The organism is Mucilaginibacter terrae (genome assembly GCF_042679325.1).
GTDB classification, from domain to species: Bacteria; Bacteroidota; Bacteroidia; order Sphingobacteriales; family Sphingobacteriaceae; genus Mucilaginibacter; species Mucilaginibacter terrae.
In genome coordinates this window covers 1-19,562 of record NZ_JBHTMJ010000011.1, presented here as the reverse complement: position 1 = coordinate 19,562, position 19,562 = coordinate 1, and the positions used below count along the sequence as shown (strand labels likewise).

General features: G+C 41.5%; 15 protein-coding genes. 8 read left to right on the top strand and 7 right to left on the bottom strand.

The features are described from left to right. Positions 1 to 111: 111 nt before the first annotated feature. Together ACFQ3S_RS09640 and ACFQ3S_RS09635 are read right to left on the bottom strand one after the other, a co-directional pair. Entirely contained in the window at positions 112 to 2,433 is a 2,322-nt protein-coding gene (locus tag ACFQ3S_RS09640; protein ID WP_377163748.1) for a response regulator, read from the bottom strand. After that, complete coding sequence (locus ACFQ3S_RS09635; RefSeq protein WP_377163746.1) at positions 2,420 to 3,031, bottom strand: DUF6436 domain-containing protein; 612 nt, start codon at positions 3,029 to 3,031, stop codon at positions 2,420 to 2,422. Before ACFQ3S_RS09635 ends, ACFQ3S_RS09640 begins: the two co-directional genes overlap by 14 nt. Positions 3,032 to 3,418: 387 nt before the next feature. Here ACFQ3S_RS09635 and ACFQ3S_RS09630 point away from each other — a divergent pair, with 387 nt between their 5' ends. From ACFQ3S_RS09630 to ACFQ3S_RS09620, 3 genes are all read left to right on the top strand, one after another. Then, positions 3,419 to 4,159 (top strand): tyrosine-protein phosphatase, encoded by a 741-nt coding sequence (locus tag ACFQ3S_RS09630; protein WP_377163744.1) that lies wholly within the window; start codon positions 3,419 to 3,421, stop codon positions 4,157 to 4,159. Positions 4,160 to 4,672: 513 nt separating this feature from the next. Then, positions 4,673 to 5,593: a glycosyl hydrolase family 28 protein gene (locus ACFQ3S_RS09625; protein WP_377163742.1), complete on the top strand. Its 921-nt coding sequence runs from the start codon at positions 4,673 to 4,675 to the stop codon at positions 5,591 to 5,593. Positions 5,594 to 5,978: 385 nt separating this feature from the next. Beyond that, complete coding sequence (locus tag ACFQ3S_RS09620) at positions 5,979 to 6,716, top strand: LytR/AlgR family response regulator transcription factor (RefSeq protein ID WP_377163739.1); 738 nt, start codon at positions 5,979 to 5,981, stop codon at positions 6,714 to 6,716. Positions 6,717 to 6,736: 20 nt separating this feature from the next. On the opposite strand, the gene ACFQ3S_RS09615 is transcribed toward ACFQ3S_RS09620, so the two are convergent. The 4 genes from ACFQ3S_RS09615 to ACFQ3S_RS09600 all read right to left on the bottom strand — a co-directional run bounded on the left by ACFQ3S_RS09615 (position 6,737) and on the right by ACFQ3S_RS09600 (position 10,009). Further along, positions 6,737 to 7,276 (bottom strand): DUF4199 domain-containing protein, encoded by a 540-nt coding sequence (locus ACFQ3S_RS09615; protein ID WP_377163737.1) that lies wholly within the window; start codon positions 7,274 to 7,276, stop codon positions 6,737 to 6,739. Positions 7,277 to 7,528: 252 nt separating this feature from the next. Further along, complete coding sequence (locus tag ACFQ3S_RS09610) at positions 7,529 to 8,002, bottom strand: response regulator transcription factor (RefSeq protein ID WP_377163735.1); 474 nt, start codon at positions 8,000 to 8,002, stop codon at positions 7,529 to 7,531. Positions 8,003 to 8,132: 130 nt separating this feature from the next. Next, positions 8,133 to 8,978, bottom strand: coding sequence for a serine hydrolase domain-containing protein (locus ACFQ3S_RS09605; RefSeq protein WP_377163733.1), 846 nt, complete (start codon positions 8,976 to 8,978; stop codon positions 8,133 to 8,135). Positions 8,979 to 8,995: 17 nt separating this feature from the next. Then, positions 8,996 to 10,009, bottom strand: a complete 1,014-nt coding sequence (locus ACFQ3S_RS09600; protein ID WP_377163731.1) for a sensor histidine kinase — start codon at positions 10,007 to 10,009, stop codon at positions 8,996 to 8,998. Positions 10,010 to 10,189: 180 nt separating this feature from the next. On the opposite strand from ACFQ3S_RS09600, the gene ACFQ3S_RS09595 reads away from it, so the two are divergent. The 4 genes from ACFQ3S_RS09595 (at position 10,190) to ACFQ3S_RS09580 (ending at position 15,917) form a co-directional block, all read left to right on the top strand. Next, positions 10,190 to 11,269 carry a DUF5700 domain-containing putative Zn-dependent protease gene (locus tag ACFQ3S_RS09595; protein ID WP_377163729.1) on the top strand — a complete coding sequence of 360 codons (1,080 nt, stop codon included), beginning with the start codon at positions 10,190 to 10,192 and terminating at the stop codon, positions 11,267 to 11,269. Positions 11,270 to 11,496: 227 nt separating this feature from the next. Next, on the top strand, positions 11,497 to 14,922 hold the full coding sequence (gene ileS, locus ACFQ3S_RS09590; protein WP_377163727.1) for an isoleucine--tRNA ligase: 3,426 nt from the start codon (positions 11,497 to 11,499) through the stop codon (positions 14,920 to 14,922). Further along, positions 14,922 to 15,308 carry a TraR/DksA family transcriptional regulator gene (locus ACFQ3S_RS09585; RefSeq protein ID WP_377163725.1) on the top strand — a complete coding sequence of 129 codons (387 nt, stop codon included), beginning with the start codon at positions 14,922 to 14,924 and terminating at the stop codon, positions 15,306 to 15,308. Before ileS ends, ACFQ3S_RS09585 begins: the two co-directional genes overlap by 1 nt. Before the next feature lie 3 nt (positions 15,309 to 15,311). Then, a complete protein-coding gene (locus ACFQ3S_RS09580; protein ID WP_377163723.1) occupies positions 15,312 to 15,917 on the top strand; it encodes a lipoprotein signal peptidase in 606 nt (201 codons plus the stop codon). A 610-nt stretch (positions 15,918 to 16,527) separates the two neighbouring features. Here ACFQ3S_RS09580 and thiL read toward each other — a convergent pair. Then, entirely contained in the window at positions 16,528 to 17,580 is a 1,053-nt protein-coding gene (gene thiL / locus ACFQ3S_RS09575) for a thiamine-phosphate kinase (protein ID WP_377163721.1), read from the bottom strand. A gap of 216 nt (positions 17,581 to 17,796) precedes the next feature. Here thiL and ACFQ3S_RS09570 point away from each other — a divergent pair, with 216 nt between their 5' ends. Further along, positions 17,797 to 19,326: a DNA/RNA non-specific endonuclease gene (locus ACFQ3S_RS09570; protein ID WP_377163719.1), complete on the top strand. Its 1,530-nt coding sequence runs from the start codon at positions 17,797 to 17,799 to the stop codon at positions 19,324 to 19,326. The last annotated feature ends 236 nt before the right edge of the window (positions 19,327 to 19,562 follow it).

The window sequence follows — 19,562 nt, the reverse complement described above, 5'->3', positions numbered from 1 at the left end:
TAAGCGTATGTTTATAATGGTATATGTGCAGATTGTGAGATACTTAGTTGCTTAACTACAAATATAATACAAGCTTTGTTTGCTAAGCAAACTTATTATGCGTGAAACATATTAAACAAGGCCCGACAGATCTCCGGTATTGATTATTTTTTTACCGGTTTGCTTTAAAAAACCATGCCATTGTTGCAATTTATCTATCAGTTCGTCCATTTTAATAGGCTTGCTAATATAATCGTTCATGCCAGCCAGCAAGCACTCTTCGCGGTCACCTTTCATGGTATTGGCGGTAAGTGCAATAATAACCGGTTGCTGTATAATTAACTTACGAATAACCAGGGTGGCTTCCAGGCCATCCATTTCGGGCATTTGCATATCCATCAAAATTAAATCGTAGTTGTTTTTACGACATGCCGCTACAGCCTCTAAACCATTTTCGGCAATTTGGGGCTTATAACCTAATTTACCTAAGATATGCACAATCACATTTTGGTTGATCTTGTTATCTTCAGCTATCAGGATTTCTAAAGGGTTATTTAAGCCAAAATCGGGCGAAAGGATACTTTTTTTGGTTCTTTCTTCGGCATGTGGTTTATTCTTTAATTGCAGGCTGTTAAATACGTAACGGCTGAGATCGTCCTGCTTGATAGGTTTATTTAGTATATAACTAAATAGTTTACTGTGTTTACGGGCATGCTCATCCCCTATAGAGCTCAGCAAAATTATTGGGACGGCAGGGTGCTTTTGTTTGATGTTTTGTGCCAGTTGTACGCCGTCCATATCGGGCATTTGTGCATCGGTAAGTATAAGATCGGGCTGCAAACCGGAGTTTAAAAGTTCTATTGCCTCATGCCCCGATTTTACAACCGTTGGCACCAGCTTCCAGTTCTCCAACTGTGTTTGAAGTATTATTCTGTTTGTAGCATGATCATCCACAACCAGAACTTTCTTGCCCGCTTGGCTAGGAATAAGATAATCAATAGTTGTAGTCTCTAACGTTTTTGTACCGGCTTTGGTGTTAATTGAAAATTTAAAGGTAGACCCATAGCCCGGTTTGCTAAATACTTCAATACGTCCTCCCATTAAATTAACCAGTTTTTCGCAAATCACCAGGCCTAAACCGGTACCGCCATATTTACGGGTGGTAGACGAATCTACCTGGGTGAACGCTTTAAACAGGCGTTCAATCTTTTCAGGGGCTACACCAATACCCGTATCTTGTACTTCAAATTGAAGTATAGTAGTCTCTTTGCTTTCTAATGATTCTGCGAGGTTTACTCTAATAACCACCTCACCGTGCTTGGTAAACTTAAGAGCATTGCCTATCAGGTTAATCAGTACTTGCTGCAGGCGCACTTTATCACCTACAATTTGTATGGGTACACGGCGGTCAATAATATAGGCCAGCTCAATGCCTTTTTGCGAAGCTGATTTACTAAACAGATCCAGCACATCTTCAATGCAATAAATGAGGTTAAAATCCTCCATTTCCAAATCCATTTTGCCGGCTTCTATCTTTGAAAAGTCGAGGATGTTATTGATGAGCACTAAAAGATTTTCGCCGCAATTATTGATGGTATCGGTATAATTTCTTTGCTGCTCGGTTAAAGCAGTTTCGGCTAACAGGCCCGACATGCCAATTACACCGTTCATGGGCGTACGGATCTCGTGGCTCATCATAGCCAGGAAAATACTTTTGGCCTGGTTTGCCTTTTCGGCCTCTTTGCGTGCTTCATCAGCTTCCTGGTGAGCCAGTTCTAATTCCTTATTGTTCTGTAGCAGCTTTTTATTGTAACTTTCCAGTGTCTCCGCGCTTAATTTCCTTTCTGCGCTTAATATGGCTTCTTTTTGCAGTTCGGCCAATTTCAACGTTTGTTTTAAATGAATTTTGCCATACTTGTTTAGCTGATATGCCCATAACCCCGAGATAAAAAATATGATAACCGTAAGCAGGAGGTGAATAATAATGGTTTGAAGGTCAAACGAGTTGAGTTGGCTAAAATACACATCTTCTACACCCTGGTTTTGAAGATAACCAAAAGTAGCATGGTGAATGCCTACTATAACGAGCATAGGTACCTGTAATTTCCAGTTTTGATACGTTATAAGTACTGCACTCCCTATAAAGGCAAAAAAGTGCATCTCGAACATACCGTGCATCTGGTATATAAACAGGGCCATAAATATACCCAAAACACCGCTTAACACATACTGGTACATATTAGAGCGGGGCAATAGATATTTAACTGTGTAGTATGCAGTTAAACACAAACCGGTAACACAAAGGGCCATAATCCAGGTATCATAATAAGCCGATAAAACCAACCCGGTTATAACATAGCCTATCAGGAAGTAATCCATCAACCGGTCCGATCGCTCTTTAACCCCGGCTCTAAACGCGTATTTATAGGATTGATAATTATTAACGGTTGACATACTTGCCGGGGTTTAAATCAGCCAAACTGCAACCATAAGCTCGGGTTGCTGATGGATTATGCATGGCGGGTAAATTATGCAGCAGGTTATTAAGTGCCTGGCGGGCATATTCCGATGTTTTGTTGGTGCAGTAACGGCTGCTATTGTAGTTCCCTCTAAAAAAAAGCTGCTTAGTATTAGTTAATATTACAGCTTGAGGAGTTGAGTACACCCCGCATGCGGCAGCTAAAGCCGCATCCTGTAAAACAGGTATATTCAATTTATATTTATCCTGAATTTGTTTGGCTGTATAATTTTTAGCCGCTACCAGTATAACCACAAACGAAACTTGTTGGCCGTATTGTTTAACTAATGCTTTTACATGGTTTACATTAAACCGCGAGCAGGGGCAATCGGGGTTAAAAAAATGCAGAAAAACAGGTTTGCTCTGCTGCTTGTTTATAGAGTGAGGCAAACGTATTGCGGTGCCAGTGGCTACAACTTTGTATTTTGCAGGTAAGGGAGTTGGTAAGCTATACCTGTATTGGTTATACCAAAACAAGTTGCCAATGGCCAATACCAACAACATGAGCCATAAAGCAACCAATAGTTTTTTCATTAAGATAAAATAAATTCTTCGGCAACGGGGTTTATAAGCAGGGGAGTCTTTAATCCGGTTAAGTTGCCAAAACTTGTTTTACACAAATATATACAAATATATAATAGTGTTAATACTTATATATTTAAACTTAATTAGGGTTTCCTTTAATGATCATGTTTTATAAACCAATAAGTAATAATCTATTTCTTTAAACAAATATCATTTTATATTAATTGTAGTTTATTTGTTAATATGAAATTATATTTTTATAATATTACTTTATAAGAACGTAATATAATGATATAACGGGCCGGTAATTAAACGTTGTAATGGATTTAAGTACTGTATTATTAAAGTGTACATTTAGCAAATTTAAAAAAGCATCTATTTATCGCTTTAAAGGTTATGTTCGGATTATTCAGCAAAAAGAAAAAAGAACCACAGGAAATATTTGATTACGATTTTGTTTCGGTTGATATGCACTCGCATGTGCTCCCGGGTATTGATGACGGGGCACAATCTGTAGAAGAATCGGTAGTGCTGATACGCGAGATGGTGGCGTTGGGCATCAAAAAAATTATTGCCACGCCACATATTATGGCCGATTATTATAAGAATAACGCCACCACTATTAATACCGCGCTAAACACGCTTACGGAACACTTAAAAACCGAAAATATAGATATTGCCATACAGGCTGCTGCCGAACATTACTACGACGAGTTTTTTACCAAGTTAATTGATAACAACGAACTGATGCTGATTAACAACCAGTATGTATTATTTGAACTGGCATTCACCAGCAAACCGCCAAATGTAATTTATACCATTCAAAAAATAACCGATAAGGGTTTAACACCTATACTGGCCCACCCGGAACGCTACCCATACCTTACCCTGCAGGAGGCTGAAAGTATGCGCAGCTGGGGTTGCCGCATTCAGCTCAATGCCATTTCGCTCACGGGCTATTATGGTAAAGAGGTTAAAAAAAGTGCCGAGACTTTGGTTGACGCAGGTATGGTAGATTATATATCGAGCGATATGCACCATCCGCGGCATGCACATGCTTTTAAAACGGCGTTGCAAACGCCTTATCTTAAAAAGTTGAAAGACGAAGGTAACCTGCAAAACATACATCTGCTTTAATTTGGGGTATGGGCTCTGCCGGGCAACAAGCCGTTTATCGTATAAATACATATTTTTAAACAGCTTATTTTAATAATTAATGAGGTTTTTTTATGCCCGCCTTTCCTGTTTTTTATCACCGCGCTATCATTCGGTAAAATTCACAATATTAATAACAATGGTGCCAGGGCCAATGGTAAAACGCTAAATACCTTAGCCATACAAAAAACAATTGACGCCCGCGACAAAAATGGCAGTGATACGGTATTAATTCCGGCCGGCAAATTTATTACTGGTACCCTACACCTTAAAAGCAATATTACTCTTTATCTTCAAAAAGATGCTGTTCTGCTGGGCAGTGCCAACCTTAAAGACCATGAAAGCTATACCTCTCCGGGTTCAGGTCAATCATACCACGGCGTCCTGTTTACTACCAATGCAAGCAACGTAACCATATGTTGCACGGGCACCATTGATGGTAATAATTCCGACTTCTTCGATTTTACTAAAACCATTAAAATAGATACTGCGCTTATGCGCTACACCCGTCAAAAAAGCAATTACCGGAATGTGCTGAACGGCATAGGCGATGGCCCCGTATTGGCTTTTGACCACCCGCAACAAATGGTGGTATTTGCCGGATGTAAAAACGTAAGGGTACAAAACATAACCCTGCTTAACGCGCCCGCCCGGGCGCTTTGTTTAGTTGCCTGTGCCGGCGTTGTAATAAATGGTGCCCGAATATGGAGCTACCTGCACCTGCCCGATGCCGCGGGCATTAACATTAGCGACAGTAAAAATATAGTGGTTAACGCTTGTGATATACACACGGGAAATAATGCCATTGCCGTTGCGGGTTTTGACGATCAGTTGCAGATAGACGGCTTTAGTATGGGGCCTCACTTGTCTTACGGTATTTCTATAAGTAATTGCAGCCTGCAGTCCGGCTCCACGGGTATTCTCGTCTCATCTTTAGAAAAAAGATCTGTAAAAAACATAAGCGTAAACTACGTGAACATTACTAACCCGGCACGGGGCGTTGCACTTATTTTGCGCGATGAAGGTTCACTGGAAAACATGGCCTTTAATAACCTGTATATTCAAACCGGGTTGCGTACCCGGAGTTGGGTAGGTAACGGCGAACCTGTACACTTATCGGCCGTACGGGGCAAGCCGGTTATAAAGTTAGGCATTATCAAAAATATCAGTTTCAGCAGTTTGAACTGCACTGGCGAGAACCAGATCCTGCTGTACGGTTCAAAAGAAAGCCCTATACAAAATGTACGGTTTGATGATGTAATCTTCAAATTGCAAAACAGTAGCCTTAACGAAGTAGCCGGTGGAAATATAGATTTTAGAGTGAATACCGACCAAAGCAAGGCTCTATTTGCCAGCAACATTCCGGCGGTAATGGCTCGTAACACATCGGGTTTAATTATAATAATATTATTATAACCTGGGCCCCTGAGGTAACAACCCTATTTTACCGACGGTATTGAGATCAGCAATTTTTATACCCTTAAAATAACCGGCTATACCATTGCACCGGCACCCGCAAACCTTCAGGCACACGCGGTTTCACTAATCGATGGTTCATGGGCTACTGTAGATGCGGGCGACGTTAAGCGCATTCGGGTGATAGAAGGTAAAGTTTTAAAACCTCCTATTAACGCAGCAAATAAAAGAGGGCTACGCCGGTAATAGGTGCACGCATCGTGTCACTATTGCCGAGTTTAGCTTTGGGGTGAGTTTCTGCTTCAATACTAAATAAGAGAACATAACTTTAAATATTGCGTATTAATGTGGCCGTGTTAGCCTAAATATTGTTTTTTTTGCATTTATGATACGTTGCATTGCGGTTGATGATGAAGCTTACGCGGTTAAGATTATTGCTGATTATATAAACAAAGTGCCGTTTCTGGAGCTGGCCGGTACCACCACCAGTGCCATTGATGCACTTGGCATGGTGCAACAGGGCAATATCGATCTGGTTTTCCTGGATATTCAAATGCCCGAGCTCACTGGTATTCAGTTTCTTAAACTATGCGGCAGCAAATGTAAGGTGATATTAACCACCGCCTACCCGGAGTATGCCCTGGAAGGCTACGAGCACGATGTATTAGACTATTTGTTAAAACCTGTTGCCTTCGATCGGTTTTTTAAAGCAGCGCAAAAAGCGTTGAACTATTTACTACCCGCAGTTTTGCCACCTTCAAATTACACACCAAGCGCCCCGCTTCCCGCTCTCCCCGATGCCTCGCCTAACTACATATTTATTAAGGGCGATAGCAAGAACAAGTTTTTAAAGGTGGGCTACGATGATATTTTATATGTAGAGGGACTGAAAAATTACGTATCGGTATTTACGCCGCTTCAGCGATTAATTACCTACCAAACCCTGCGCGATCTGGAAGCACAACTGCCCCAGCCGCCTTTTTACCGGGTGCATAAATCTTATATTATATCGCTCAACAAGATCCGCATGGTAGATGGACATACCATTTACATACAAGACCAGGCAATTCCTATAGGCGAGACTTACCGCGATGGATTTTATAAGATCATCCGCGAGGAATAACAGACGCGTTAAAGCTGTGCTTAGGCAATAACCGCATTAGTTTTAGGTGTATTGCGTTTTAAAATTAATGCGCTAATTAGCGTTACTACAATACCTACAGGCAATACTTCAGCATAGGTTAGCAATATTACCCATATCGGGTTCTTGTATTTTTCTTTGTATGGAACAAGTTCGGCTATTTGCTTACTTAGCTCCGCCTGTGTAGCACCATTGGCTTTAGCTTGCGTAATGGTGTGGGCTATGTACTTATCCATAAAATCGGGGATGAACAAGTAAAAATCGAATAGCCAAACTACCACATAAACACTGGAGGCGATCAGCATAATAAGGCCGCCTATTTTTAAGGCTTGTACAAAACTTACCATGCCGTTGTTATACTTATCTCGGTAGTTCTTAATTCCTACAAATACAAACGAAAAAGCCAGCAGCATACCGGCATAACCCAGCAGCATGCTGCTTTCAAAAGTATTGCTGTGGTAACAGAGTGCCGAACTGATTACCATAAATGCAGCCACAATAAAGCCGGCAATTCCACCAAAGATCCAGATGTTTTTCTTCATAATATTATATTATTTGATGGCTCAAAAATGCGTTGCCGCCACTGTTTCACACTCATACTTTCGGGTGATTTTGCGTAAAATGCTGGTTATTCATCCTTTTGTACTATGGTTGAATGCTTTATATGGTGCAATGCTCCAACAGGCAACCCATTACCGAATAAATTCTCTTATGTCCTGCTGAACTTGTCAAAGCCTTAGCAAAGCGGCAAATGCTTCGACAGGCTCAGCACAACCATTTGCAGTTTATACATGTTAGGGTATTAAGCTCATCCGCTTTGCTTTTTCTACGGCTTGCGTACGGCGCTTTACTTCCATTTTTTCGAACACGCGTGCCGAATGTGTTTTAACCGTATTGAGCGATACAAACAGGCGTTCGGCAATTTCCTGGTTGCTTAAACCACCGGCCATCAGTTGTAATACTTCCAACTCGCGGCGGCTCATGTTTAGTTCGGCGAGGGCGTTTTCGTTAAGTGTAAAACCACGATCAGACCGCACATAAACCTGTTTTTCTATAACACGTGTTTCCACCCTGGGGCGGGCCAGTTTGAGGGCCAGCCAAATACCCAAGGCCGTAAACATAATGGCTATTGCCCCAGCGTAAATTTCAAAAGCATGGTTAATAATGAGCAACCGCAACTCCAGCCATTTAAGCACAAACAGCAGCACGGCTAACAACAAGCCGTAAAAGATGTTTTGTTTATGCCTGTTCAAAAAACTGGTAGTCATTTGGTATTTAACTAATTAGTGATTGGGTTACCCGAAATTAGCAATTATTTATGGAAGGAAGACATCATTAAACCCAAAAGCGGCTGAGTAGTATGCTACCGCCGCTTTTTATAATATATATTTAATAAAGTTATAACTGACGCCCAAGCCCGGGTATAAAGTTATCAGGAAAGTTCACGCGTTTGTTGGGGTAATTGCCTAAGCGAACAATGATCACGCCATTATCGGGGTTTACATAGATGGTTTGTTGTAGAATACCTTCGGCTTCAAAATCGGCCGAGTGCAGCCGTAAGTAAAACAAGTTGCTCTTGTTTTTGCCGGTAGCTTTTTCTAAAATAGCAGCCAGTAACTGTGTGCTGATGCTTTGGTATTCGAGTTTAGTGCCGGGATCGGTCTTCAGCTTTATTCGGTTCACCTGCCGCTTTAAAGACCGGCCATAGTACAGTTTGGTAATTTCGCCGAAGGCGGTTTCCTTATTCTCGTTGAAGGCTAAACCGGCGCGCATATCCAGCAAATGCTGTATGGTTAATTTGCTCATGCGGGTATCGTTCTTCGCTAAACCCGGAAAGTAATCAATCACGGGTTTGTTGGTTGAGCTAATCAGCCGCCTATCTACGGCTATACCTATTAAGGTGCCTATAAAAGATTTAGCTATCGAAAAGCTGGGATGTGTAGCCGTTGCGTTGCCGGTGGGATAGTTCTCATATAAAATAGTATCGTGGCTGATCACCACAAACGCATCGGTATTAGTGCGGTTTAAAAAAGTATCGAGGTAAGTTTTTAGTTTTTGATTCTTGCTAATGCCGGTACCGTCTATAAAAGCAAACGGTTGGCTGGATGCCGTAACCCTTACCGATTTAAATTTGTTGACATCATCTAAACCGGGTTCCCACCATCTTACAGCACGTATGGTGTAACAACCGGTGAGTAAAAGGCATAGCAAAGCCAGGCCACCTGAGTAGTTCAAATTTTTCATGATAAAAAAGTTTAAGGTTAAAGCTCGATGTTCAACGTGGTTTTGTACGATTGTCCATTATCGGCAATCAGTAGTTCGTGCCGACCGGGATACAATAACTGCAACCGTCTGCGCGTATTATCAAGACCAATACCGCTCGATTGATCTTTTTGACTACGGCTTATCTTATTACTTACAGTAAAAATCAGCTTATCACCAATCAGCTTGATCTGAATTTTAACAGGTCGGTCAGCATCATTAACTATACCATGCTTAAAGGCATTTTCAACAAAAGGGATCAGCATTAAGGACGCTATGCGCTTTCCCGATAAATTTTCATCTACATTAAATTCTACAAAAAAATTGTCTTCAAAGCGCAGGCGATAAATATCTATATAGTTTTTCAGGTAGTCTATATCCTGTTGCAGATCCACCTTACCATCGGCACTTTCATGCAGCATATAACGCATTAAATTGGAAAGCTTAATAATGGCATTAGCCAACGGATCGGATATGGGATAGGCCAGCGAGTAAATATAGTTAAGCGTATTGTATAGAAAATGCGGGTTAATTTGCGCTTGTAAAAAAGCGAGTTCGGCCTGTTGTTTTTCCTTTCTTAGCGTTTCGTTTTCTTCTTGCTGATTAAAAGCCTGCTGTGCACTCCATATAGCGGCGCTCACCACCGTTACCGCTACACCATAGTATAAGTTATCCCACAAATAATATAGCAAATTTACATCACCGTAGTAATTGCTTACGTTAAATAACGGTGGGTATAGCACTTGTTCTAACAAGTATCGGGTAATGGAAAAAACAATAGGCACAAAGAGTAAGGCCAATATTAATTGCAGCGCTTTGCCCTTTTTTAAATAACGGGGATAAGCAAACAAAAAGCAGTAATAGAACACACTAACCATGCTTATACAAAAAGAAAACTGCAATAGCATGCTAACCCTTGCATTTTTACCGCCCTCCCTCCATATACTACCCAGGTCGTAAGCTACTACCAGCAGCCAGCCGCCCAGGTGATATAGTTTTGCTTTTTGCTTCATGGTGTAAAACTACATATTAGCGGTTGGCTTATAAATTTATTACACCAACCCCGTACTTTCTTATTCCAAACCCTCTTTAAGTGAAAATAACAAGTTGGTATAATAAAACAGCCGGTTGAGATAATACAATTTAACAGCCGAATGGCACAAGGCACCTTTGCTGCACAAACAAAACCTGTTATGAAAAAGCATTTGCAAAAAGCCTTTATCATGTTTATGATGATCCTATCGCTGGCCCCTGCTTTAAAAGCGCAAACCATTAATATAGACGCCGCCTTAAAATATTGGGAACTTACCGATTCGCTAAAAAAGAACAAACCTATTACCGATGACCAATGGACCGCTTTCATCAACCTCGAAGGCAACAAAACCTACGCGCATTCGGTGTTCGATTCCGTTTCGCTGGTGAATTACCGCCGTGCGCTCGAAATGGTTTATATGCCCGCTAACGATGCCCGCCTGCAAAAAAACCTGAAAGCTAAATACTGGTACGCCATACTCATTAAGCGGTATAAAGACCAGGAAGATTCACTGAAAACGTACCTGCAGCAAACCCTGCAAAGCCCGGCTTATAAAGCGGTAATGTATAAGTACGTGTACGAATATCTTCCTAAAAAAGACCGTCACCATGTTAAAAACCTGAAGTTTTATTATAACGGTTTGGCTATGGACGCGGTATCATATCCTAATGGCATCTTTGTTAGCCTTATGGCGGGTGTAAATAATTCTAAAATTAAGAATGGCATTTTAGAAGCCCACGAACTGCACCACCAGTTACGTACCCAAATGGAGTTTAAAAACATTAAACCCGAGCATGAAGGTTTGCTTTACGCCATCAGAAGCATACAAAACGAAGGTATTGCCGATATGATAGATAAAGTACCGATGCTTGCCCAGCCCGGCGACCCGGATGAAATTGCCGATTGGCTGCTGAAACACGCCCCTGTTACCATTAAAACTTTAGATTCCAATTTAGTGGCAATGGTAAAATCCAAAGGCATTAGTTTTCAAAATGAAAAAAGTTACCGTAAGCTGCTGCGTTCATCGGCCGGGCACATGCCTGGATTTTATATGGCCCGCACTATAGTGAACAACGGTTATAAAAAGCAAATGCTCAATACAGCCGATAACCCTTTTCAGTTTATCTACCTGTACAATAAAGCAGCTAAAAAAGATGCTACGCACCCGCCGGTATTTAATAATGAGGCTATTGAATACCTCCAAAGCTTAGAAAATATTTACAAGCAAAAGCATCAATAATATCCTTGTCAATTGCGAACGATAGCGTGGCAACCGCACATGTTTAGATATGCAATCGTTCGGTTGCCCCGTCGCTATCGCAATTACTTTTGGCTTTTTTTAACCACTATCAACAGGCTAAACGGTTATTTGCGCCTGTAACTAACCATACATTTCCACTAATCAAACTAAATTATTACCTTAAAAATCCGTATTTTTGCACCTCTTAATTTTTGTGGAAAACGCTGATGTACAAGGAATATAAACAGTTAAATTTATCGCAGATAGGCAAGGATGTTTTAGAGTTCTGGAAAGAGAACAATATTTTTGAAAAAAGCATCAGCAGCCGGCCTGCCAGTAATCCCTATACTTTTTACGAAGGACCACCATCGGCCAATGGTATGCCCGGCATTCACCATGCTATGGCGCGGTCTATTAAAGATATATTTTGTCGCTATAAAACCTTAAAGGGCTACCAGGTAAAACGCAAAGGCGGCTGGGATACCCATGGCTTGCCTATTGAACTGGCGGTTGAAAAATCGTTAGGCATCACTAAAGACGATATTGGCAAAAAGATCTCTATTGAAGATTATAACGAGGCTTGCCGTAAAGAGGTAATGCGCTATACCGATGTTTGGAACGATTTGACCGAAAAAATGGGTTACTGGGTCGATCTGGAAGATCCGTATATCACTTACAAAAACGAGTATATCGAATCGCTTTGGTGGATACTGAAACAGCTATACAACAAAGGATGGTTGTATAAAGGTTACACCGTACAGCCGTACTCGCCCAAATCGGGTACGGGCTTAAGTTCGCATGAACTGAACCAGCCGGGTACTTATAAAATGGTGAAAGACACCAGTATAACCGCCCAGTTTAAGGTTAAACGCGATAGCGATTCAGCATTTTTATTCGAAGGTGTTGATACCGATTTGTACATCTTAGCCTGGACTACCACTCCCTGGACTTTACCCTCGAATTGTGCTTTAGCTGTTGGTGAAAGCATTGCCTATAGAGTTGTTAAGACATTTAATCAGTACACTCACACTGCTGAAACCGTAATATTTGCGAATGCTTTAACTCATAAAGTTTTAGATAATAAGAAGTACCATGAGGTTTTTTCCGATGAGGACTTACAAAGCTTCGATCCGAATACTTCTAAATCAATTCCATACAAAGCTATACGTTTTGGTGCGCCTACTGATAGCGGACACATTTTTGGTAAAGAGCTTGTAGGCTTGCATTACGAACAGCTGATGCCTTATGTGACCAATGAAGATCTGGAAACAAACGCGTTCCGCGTTATCCCGGCCGATTTTGTGACAACCGATGATGGTACAGGTATTGTACACACGGCATCGGTTTTTGGTGCGGATGACTTCAGGGCCTGTAAAGAGAACAATGTTCCCTCGGTAATGGTGCTGGATGAAACCGGAAAGGAAGTACCGCTGGTAAACAAACAAGGTCGCTTTGTGGACGAGGTAACCGATTTTGCCGGTCGTTACGTTAAAGAAGAATATTACAGCGAAGCCGAACGTTCTGCCCCCGATTTCCGTGCAACCGATGTGCAGATAGCCATTAAACTCAAGGAAGAGAACAAGGCTTTCGATGTTAAAAAATACGAACACAGTTACCCGCACTCGTGGCGTACCGATGAACCTATTCTATATTATCCGTTAGATAGCTGGTTCATTAAAACCACGGCGGTTAAAGATAAACTGGTTGAACTAAATAAAACCATCAACTGGAAACCCGAAAGTACCGGTACAGGCCGTTTTGGCAACTGGCTGGAAAACTTGGTGGACTGGAACCTATCGCGCTCACGCTACTGGGGTACCCCGTTGCCTATTTGGCGCGAGGAGAACGGTAACGAAGAAAAATGTATTGGCTCGGTTGAAGAGCTTAACCAGGAAATTGATAAGGCTGCTGCCGCCGGTTTAATGCCGCAGGGCTTTAGGCTCGAAGATATGCACCGCCCGTTTGTGGATGATGTGATCCTGGTTTCCTCGACCGGAAAGAGAATGCTGCGCGAACCCGACCTCATTGACGTTTGGTTCGATTCGGGCGCTATGCCTTATGCACAGTGGCATTTCCCATTTGAAAACAAGGAAGCGTTTGCTACCGCCTACCCGGCCGATTTTATTGCCGAGGGTGTGGATCAAACCCGCGGCTGGTTCTTTACCCTGCACGCTATAGCTGTAATGTTGAGCGAAGCGAGTGAAGAAGTTAAGGCTGTGAACGAAAAGACCGGCAACCCGGGTATCGCGTTTAAAAACGTAGTATCTAACGGCTTGGTGCTGGATAAGAACGGCAATAAAATGTCGAAACGTTTGGGCAACGCTGCCGATCCGTTTGAAACCATTGAACAATACGGTGCCGATGCCGCCCGCTGGTACATGATCAGCAACGCATCTCCCTGGGATAACCTTAAATTTAATTTGGAGGGGTTGGATGAAGTGCGCCGTAAATTCTTTGGAACGCTCTACAATACGTACTCTTTCTTTTCGCTATACGCTAATATAGATAAGTTCGATTACAGCGAACCGGAAATTGAGTTAAGCCAGCGCCCCGAAATCGACCGCTGGATCTTATCCCTGCTAAATACGCTTACGCAGGAAGTTGACGCTTTTTACGCCGATTTTGAGCCTACCAAAGCTGCCCGGGCTATGCAGGATTTTGTGGACGCACACCTGAGCAACTGGTACGTACGCTTGAGCCGTCGCCGTTTCTGGAAATCGGATAACTCAACTGATAAGGTTTCGGCTTACCAAACGCTATATACTTGTTTGGTTACCATTTCTAAACTGATGTCGCCTATTGCGCCGTTCTTTGCCGAGCGTTTATTTAACGATTTAAACACCGCTACCGGTAAAGAGCAAGTTGAATCGGTACACTTAGCCAATTTCCCGGTTTACCAAACCGAGCAGGTAAATAAAGAACTGGAGCAACGCATGCAATTAGCACAGGATATATCGTCGTTAACCCTGTCATTACGTAAAAAAGTGGGCATAAACGTACGCCAACCGTTGAGTAAAATCCTGTTACCTATATTGGATAAGAACTTTGAGCACCAGGTTGATGCCGTAAAAGAACTGATCCTTTCGGAAACTAACATCAAGGCAATAGAATACATCACCGATACAGCCGGCTTCATTACCCGTAAAATAAAACCCAACTTTAAGGCGTTAGGCCAAAAGGTAGGTAAGGATATGAAAGCAGTAGCACAAGCCATTAGCGAGTTTACCCAGGATGATATAGCAACATTAGACAAGGAGGGCAGTATAACGCTTCCCGCAACCGGCCACACCATACTTACCACCGACGTTGAGATCATAGCTGAAGACGTTCCGGGATGGCAGGTAGCAAATTTAGGCAAACTTACTGTGGCTTTAGATGTTACGCTAACCGACGAATTGAAACAGGAAGGTATATCGCGCGAGCTGATTAACCGGATACAAAACCTGCGTAAAAACAGCGGACTGGAAGTAACCGATAAGATAACCGTAAGCCTGAGCGATCATCCGTATATTAACGAAGCGGTTAAAAACAATTTAGCTTATATTTGCGCCGAAATTTTAGCTGTTGATATTCAGTTAGATAATGCTTTAACCGAAGGTGAAACAACGGTTATTGACGAAAACGAAATAATAATTTTGATAAGTAAAGTATAATGAGCACACCACAAACAGAGAGAACAAGATATTCTGATTCGGAACTGGTAGAGTTTAAAGAACTTATACTGGATAAAATCCGCGTTGCCCGTGAAGAACTGAATGCCCTGGCATCATCGTTAAGCAACCCTAATTTGAACGGTACCGACGATACCGCCGGCACTTACAAAACGCTGGAAGATGGTTCGGCCACGTTAGAAAAAGAATCGATTAACCAACTGGCTGCCCGCCAAAAGAAATTTATTGAGCAGTTAGAGGCCGCTTTGGTACGTATTGAAACCAAAAGCTATGGTGTTTGCAAGGTAACCGGTAAACTGATCCCTAAAGAGCGCCTGCGTGCCGTGCCGCATACCACCATGAGCATGGAAGCTAAACTGAAGCAGTAATACATGAAGGCATCTTACGTTAAACCTTTTTTGTTAGCTGCGCTGGTTTTACTGGCCGACCAACTCATTAAAATGTGGGTGGTTAAAAACATGTACATGGGCCAGGAGATCCATCTTATTGGCGAAAGGGGCATGTTACTTTATACCCAAAACAACGGTATGGCATTTGGCATGGAGTGGGGAGGGGTGGCCGGTAAACTGGCTTTAACCATCTTCCGTATTTTTGCCGTGGGTGGTATTGGTTACGCGCTGGTATATTTAATACAGCATAAATATAACCGCGGACTCATATTAAATGTAGCCCTTATATTTGCCGGCGCACTGGGTAACATAGTAGATTCTACCTTTTACGGTTTAATTTATCAAAACAAACCAATTTTTCAGGGTGAAGTGGTAGATATGTTCTATTTCCCTATCATACAAGGTCATTTTCCCGATTGGTTCCCGATATGGAAAGGCGAAGAATTTAAGTTCTTCCGCCCCATCTTTAACCTGGCCGATTCGGCCATATCGGTAGGTGTGATTTTAATCCTCATCTACCAAAATCACTATTTCAAAAAACAGGAAGAGGAAGTGGCCAGCCCGCATAGCGAGGTAGTAGAAGAATAATTCTTAAATGTGCAAATGCGTGGTGATGCAGATGTGCGAATGGTATATATGAAAAGCCGCACAAAATGGCACGAATAGTCGGAAGAAATTCCGGCTATTTTTATGTTTAAAAAACAGTCCGGGGTCTCCTCCGTATTGTACCACGATAAGTGCGATAGCCAAATCTCTTATTTCCATAGCAAACGGCGTTTTGATTTCATCTTCATCAAAGTTAAAAAAGCATCTTGAACAGCGAATAATGGAATTTGTCCTCGAGGCTTCGCTTGGCTAAGCCTGTCATTGTCTAAAAATGCCATAGAGCAGCAAATAAAAAAGCTTGTTACCATGAAGAACATTTGTGTAATGATCGATCTTTGTCGTCACAGACAAATTGCTATCTGTCCCTCTGGAATGAAGCTTAAGAGCTGCTTTACAATAACGGTATGATCTTTAAATATGGCCATATCTTATTTCTGTCATTAAGATAGCAAATCAATATAATAAAAAATACAAATAACTGATAATCAGTTATTTTATATCAAAAGCCCTGGTAACTTAAAAACAAAAGAGGCCGGAATATTAAATCTTCCGGCCTTTCGTGGTTGTACTCCGGTCTTTTTTTATAAGCTAACTATGCTTTATTTGTGTTATTGAAAGCATTCCAGCCTTGTGCTTTCAGTTCATGCACGGCTCCGCTTTTAGAAATTAAGTTACAGCCGGCTGCTGCCTCTGTAATGTAGCCAATGATGCTGACATCCACATCGTTCTTAATTTTGTCGTAATCGGCTTGTTTAACAGTGAACAGCAGTTCGTAATCTTCGCCGCCACTCAGGGCACATACGGTTGGGTCTAAACCAAATTCTCGCGCGGTTTCATAGGTCATGGGGTCAATAGGAATCTTTTCTTCATATAACTGGCAACCTTTGTTACTTTCTTTACAAATGTGTAAAACTTCCGAAGCTAATCCGTCCGATACATCGATCATAGCCGTTGGTGTAACTTTAACATCGCGTAATAAGGCTACAATATCCTGACGGGCATCAGGTTTTAACTGGCGCTCTACAATGTAATCCTTACCTTCCAGGTCGGGTTGAATTTGAGGATTTTCTAAAAATATGCGTTTTTCGCGTTCTAATAACTGCAAGCCAACATAAGCGCCGCCTAAATCACCCGATACGCAAAGGAGATCGCCCTCCTGGGCACCATTGCGGTACACAATATCTTTTTCATCGGCCACACCTAAAACTGTAATGCTAATTACCAGGCCTTGTTTCGATGAACTGGTATCGCCGCCAATAATATCCACATTATATTTTTCGCAAGCCAGGTAAAAACCTTCGTATAGGTCTTCAATGGCTTCTAAGGTGTACTTGCTCGACATGCCTATGGAAACCGTAACCTGGGTAGGCGTGGCGTTCATGGCGCAAATATCGCTCAGGTTTACCTGTATGGCTTTGTAGCCCAAATGCTTTAACGGGGTGTAAGCCAAATCAAAGTGAATACCTTCCAGCAACAGATCCGTTGATACCAATACTTTTTTATCAGCATAGTTCAATACCGCAGCATCATCACCCACACCTTTAATGGTGCTCGGGTGGTTGAGCTGTATATTTTTAGTAAGATGTTTAATTAAGCCAAACTCGCCTAATTCATCAATATTGGTTTTATCTACGTTATCGAACATATCCATAATGCAAAAATAACAAATGCAGTTCTTAATCGGCCACCTACTTACCAATTGATTTTGAAACTAATACTTTTTCATTTACAATGGATTGAATTGATGAAAACAAATTCGGTAATTTTTTAACTAATTGTTTGTGATAATTTTATTACACTATACATAATTAACATTCAGTTAATATTAATAAACCACCTTTGTAATCACAAACAACATTATATGAAATTAAAACATTTACTCATTTACCTTTTTGTTCCTTTAGCATTAGCCAGTTGTAAACGAGATATTGACGAACCTATGCCGGAGGAGCCCACAGTTCCGGTTGTAGTACCTGCTGTTCCAAAACCGTATGCCATTACTGAAGATTTTGAAAACGGTGTAAAACCAGGCTATGATGTAGCCGACGCTACTACTATAACCGGTTTATGGAGTTATAACGGAGCGTTATTAGGTACTGATAAAGGTGATATTAAAAATGGTAAGAAATCTGTTCGTATTCAAGGAACTAAAGATAACGACAAGCGAAATGGTAATCTTGCCATGAAATTTGATGTTAAACATTTAAAGAGTATAACCATTAAAAGTTCTATTGCCAATTTTGCTGATAAACAGTTTGTAACACCTACCAATCCGGTTGCTTTAAAAGCCAGTTGGGTATTACAAGTATCTAATGATGGCGGTAAAACTTATACTCAAATTGGTGAGGCTGTTAAGGAAACAGATACAATATTGGTTAATCACGTTTTTCCAATAACTGATACTGCTGCACAGCGTTTTATAATATTTAATACATCAGAATATAACGGCAGTAACAAAGTTCGTTTAAATATTGATGATATCACATTTACAGGCATAGGCGAATCGGGCATTACAATTGGTGGCAGCGATACACCACCAGACGATAATGCAGGTAATACAGGTGGAGGCACGCCAGCTGCTGCCAGAGGTGTTACTTTAGGTGCTGATGCTCCTCCGGTAACCGGCGATAATAGCAATGTTTTGTTCGGTAATCCATCGGGTGCCGCTACGATATCTGTTGATAACTACTTACTGGATATGGGTTATTTTGTAGAATCGTACAGTGCCACCCGCGGTACACCTAATTGGGTGAGCTGGCATTTAGATGCTACCAGCAGTACTAATGCTACTCCACGTTTAGATAATTTTGCTGCATTTAACGGTTTACCAACCGGCGCATATGCCGTACAAAGCACCAGTTATCAAAATAGCGGTTTCGATAGGGGCCACAACTGTCCGTCGGCCGATCGTACCAGTTCGGCTAACGCTAACTCGGCTACTTTCCTGATGACTAACATGATTCCTCAGGCGCCACAGAACAACCAGCAAACCTGGAATAACTTAGAAGGCTATTTACGCAACCAGGTTACTGCAGGTAACGAAGTTTATATTGTTATGGGTAGTTATGGTAATGGTGGTGTTGGTAAAAACAATGCTTCGGTAGTTACTACTATTGATAACGGCCATGTGGCCGTACCCACTAACGTATGGAAAGTGGCTGTAATCATTCCAACAGGTAACAGCGATTTGATCAGGGCTGGTAATGCAAGCGCTATCAGGGTTATCGCGGTAAATACGCCTAACATCAATACTACCAATAGCGACTGGACCAGATACTTAGTTACCGTTCGCGAAATTGAAACAGCGGTAGGTAATGGCTTTAACTTACTATCGGCCTTGCCACAATCAGTTCAGGATGCTATAGAAGTTAAAAAAGACGTTGGAATTTAAACCGCACTTAGTTTTTTTTAGTGATTTAAAAGATGACAGTTATCAAATGAGAATAAGTGAATTATTAATAATACAAATAAAATCGGGGCTCTGAGGATCGCTTAAAAGAAAACGTTCTTTACCGGGTTAATCCAATAAATTACATAAAAAAGAGAGGCTGCATCATATTGGTGTGACCCCAAAAAGTTAGACAGTTTACAAAATTAAGTTTTTTGTATCAGAGCTCGGTATACCAC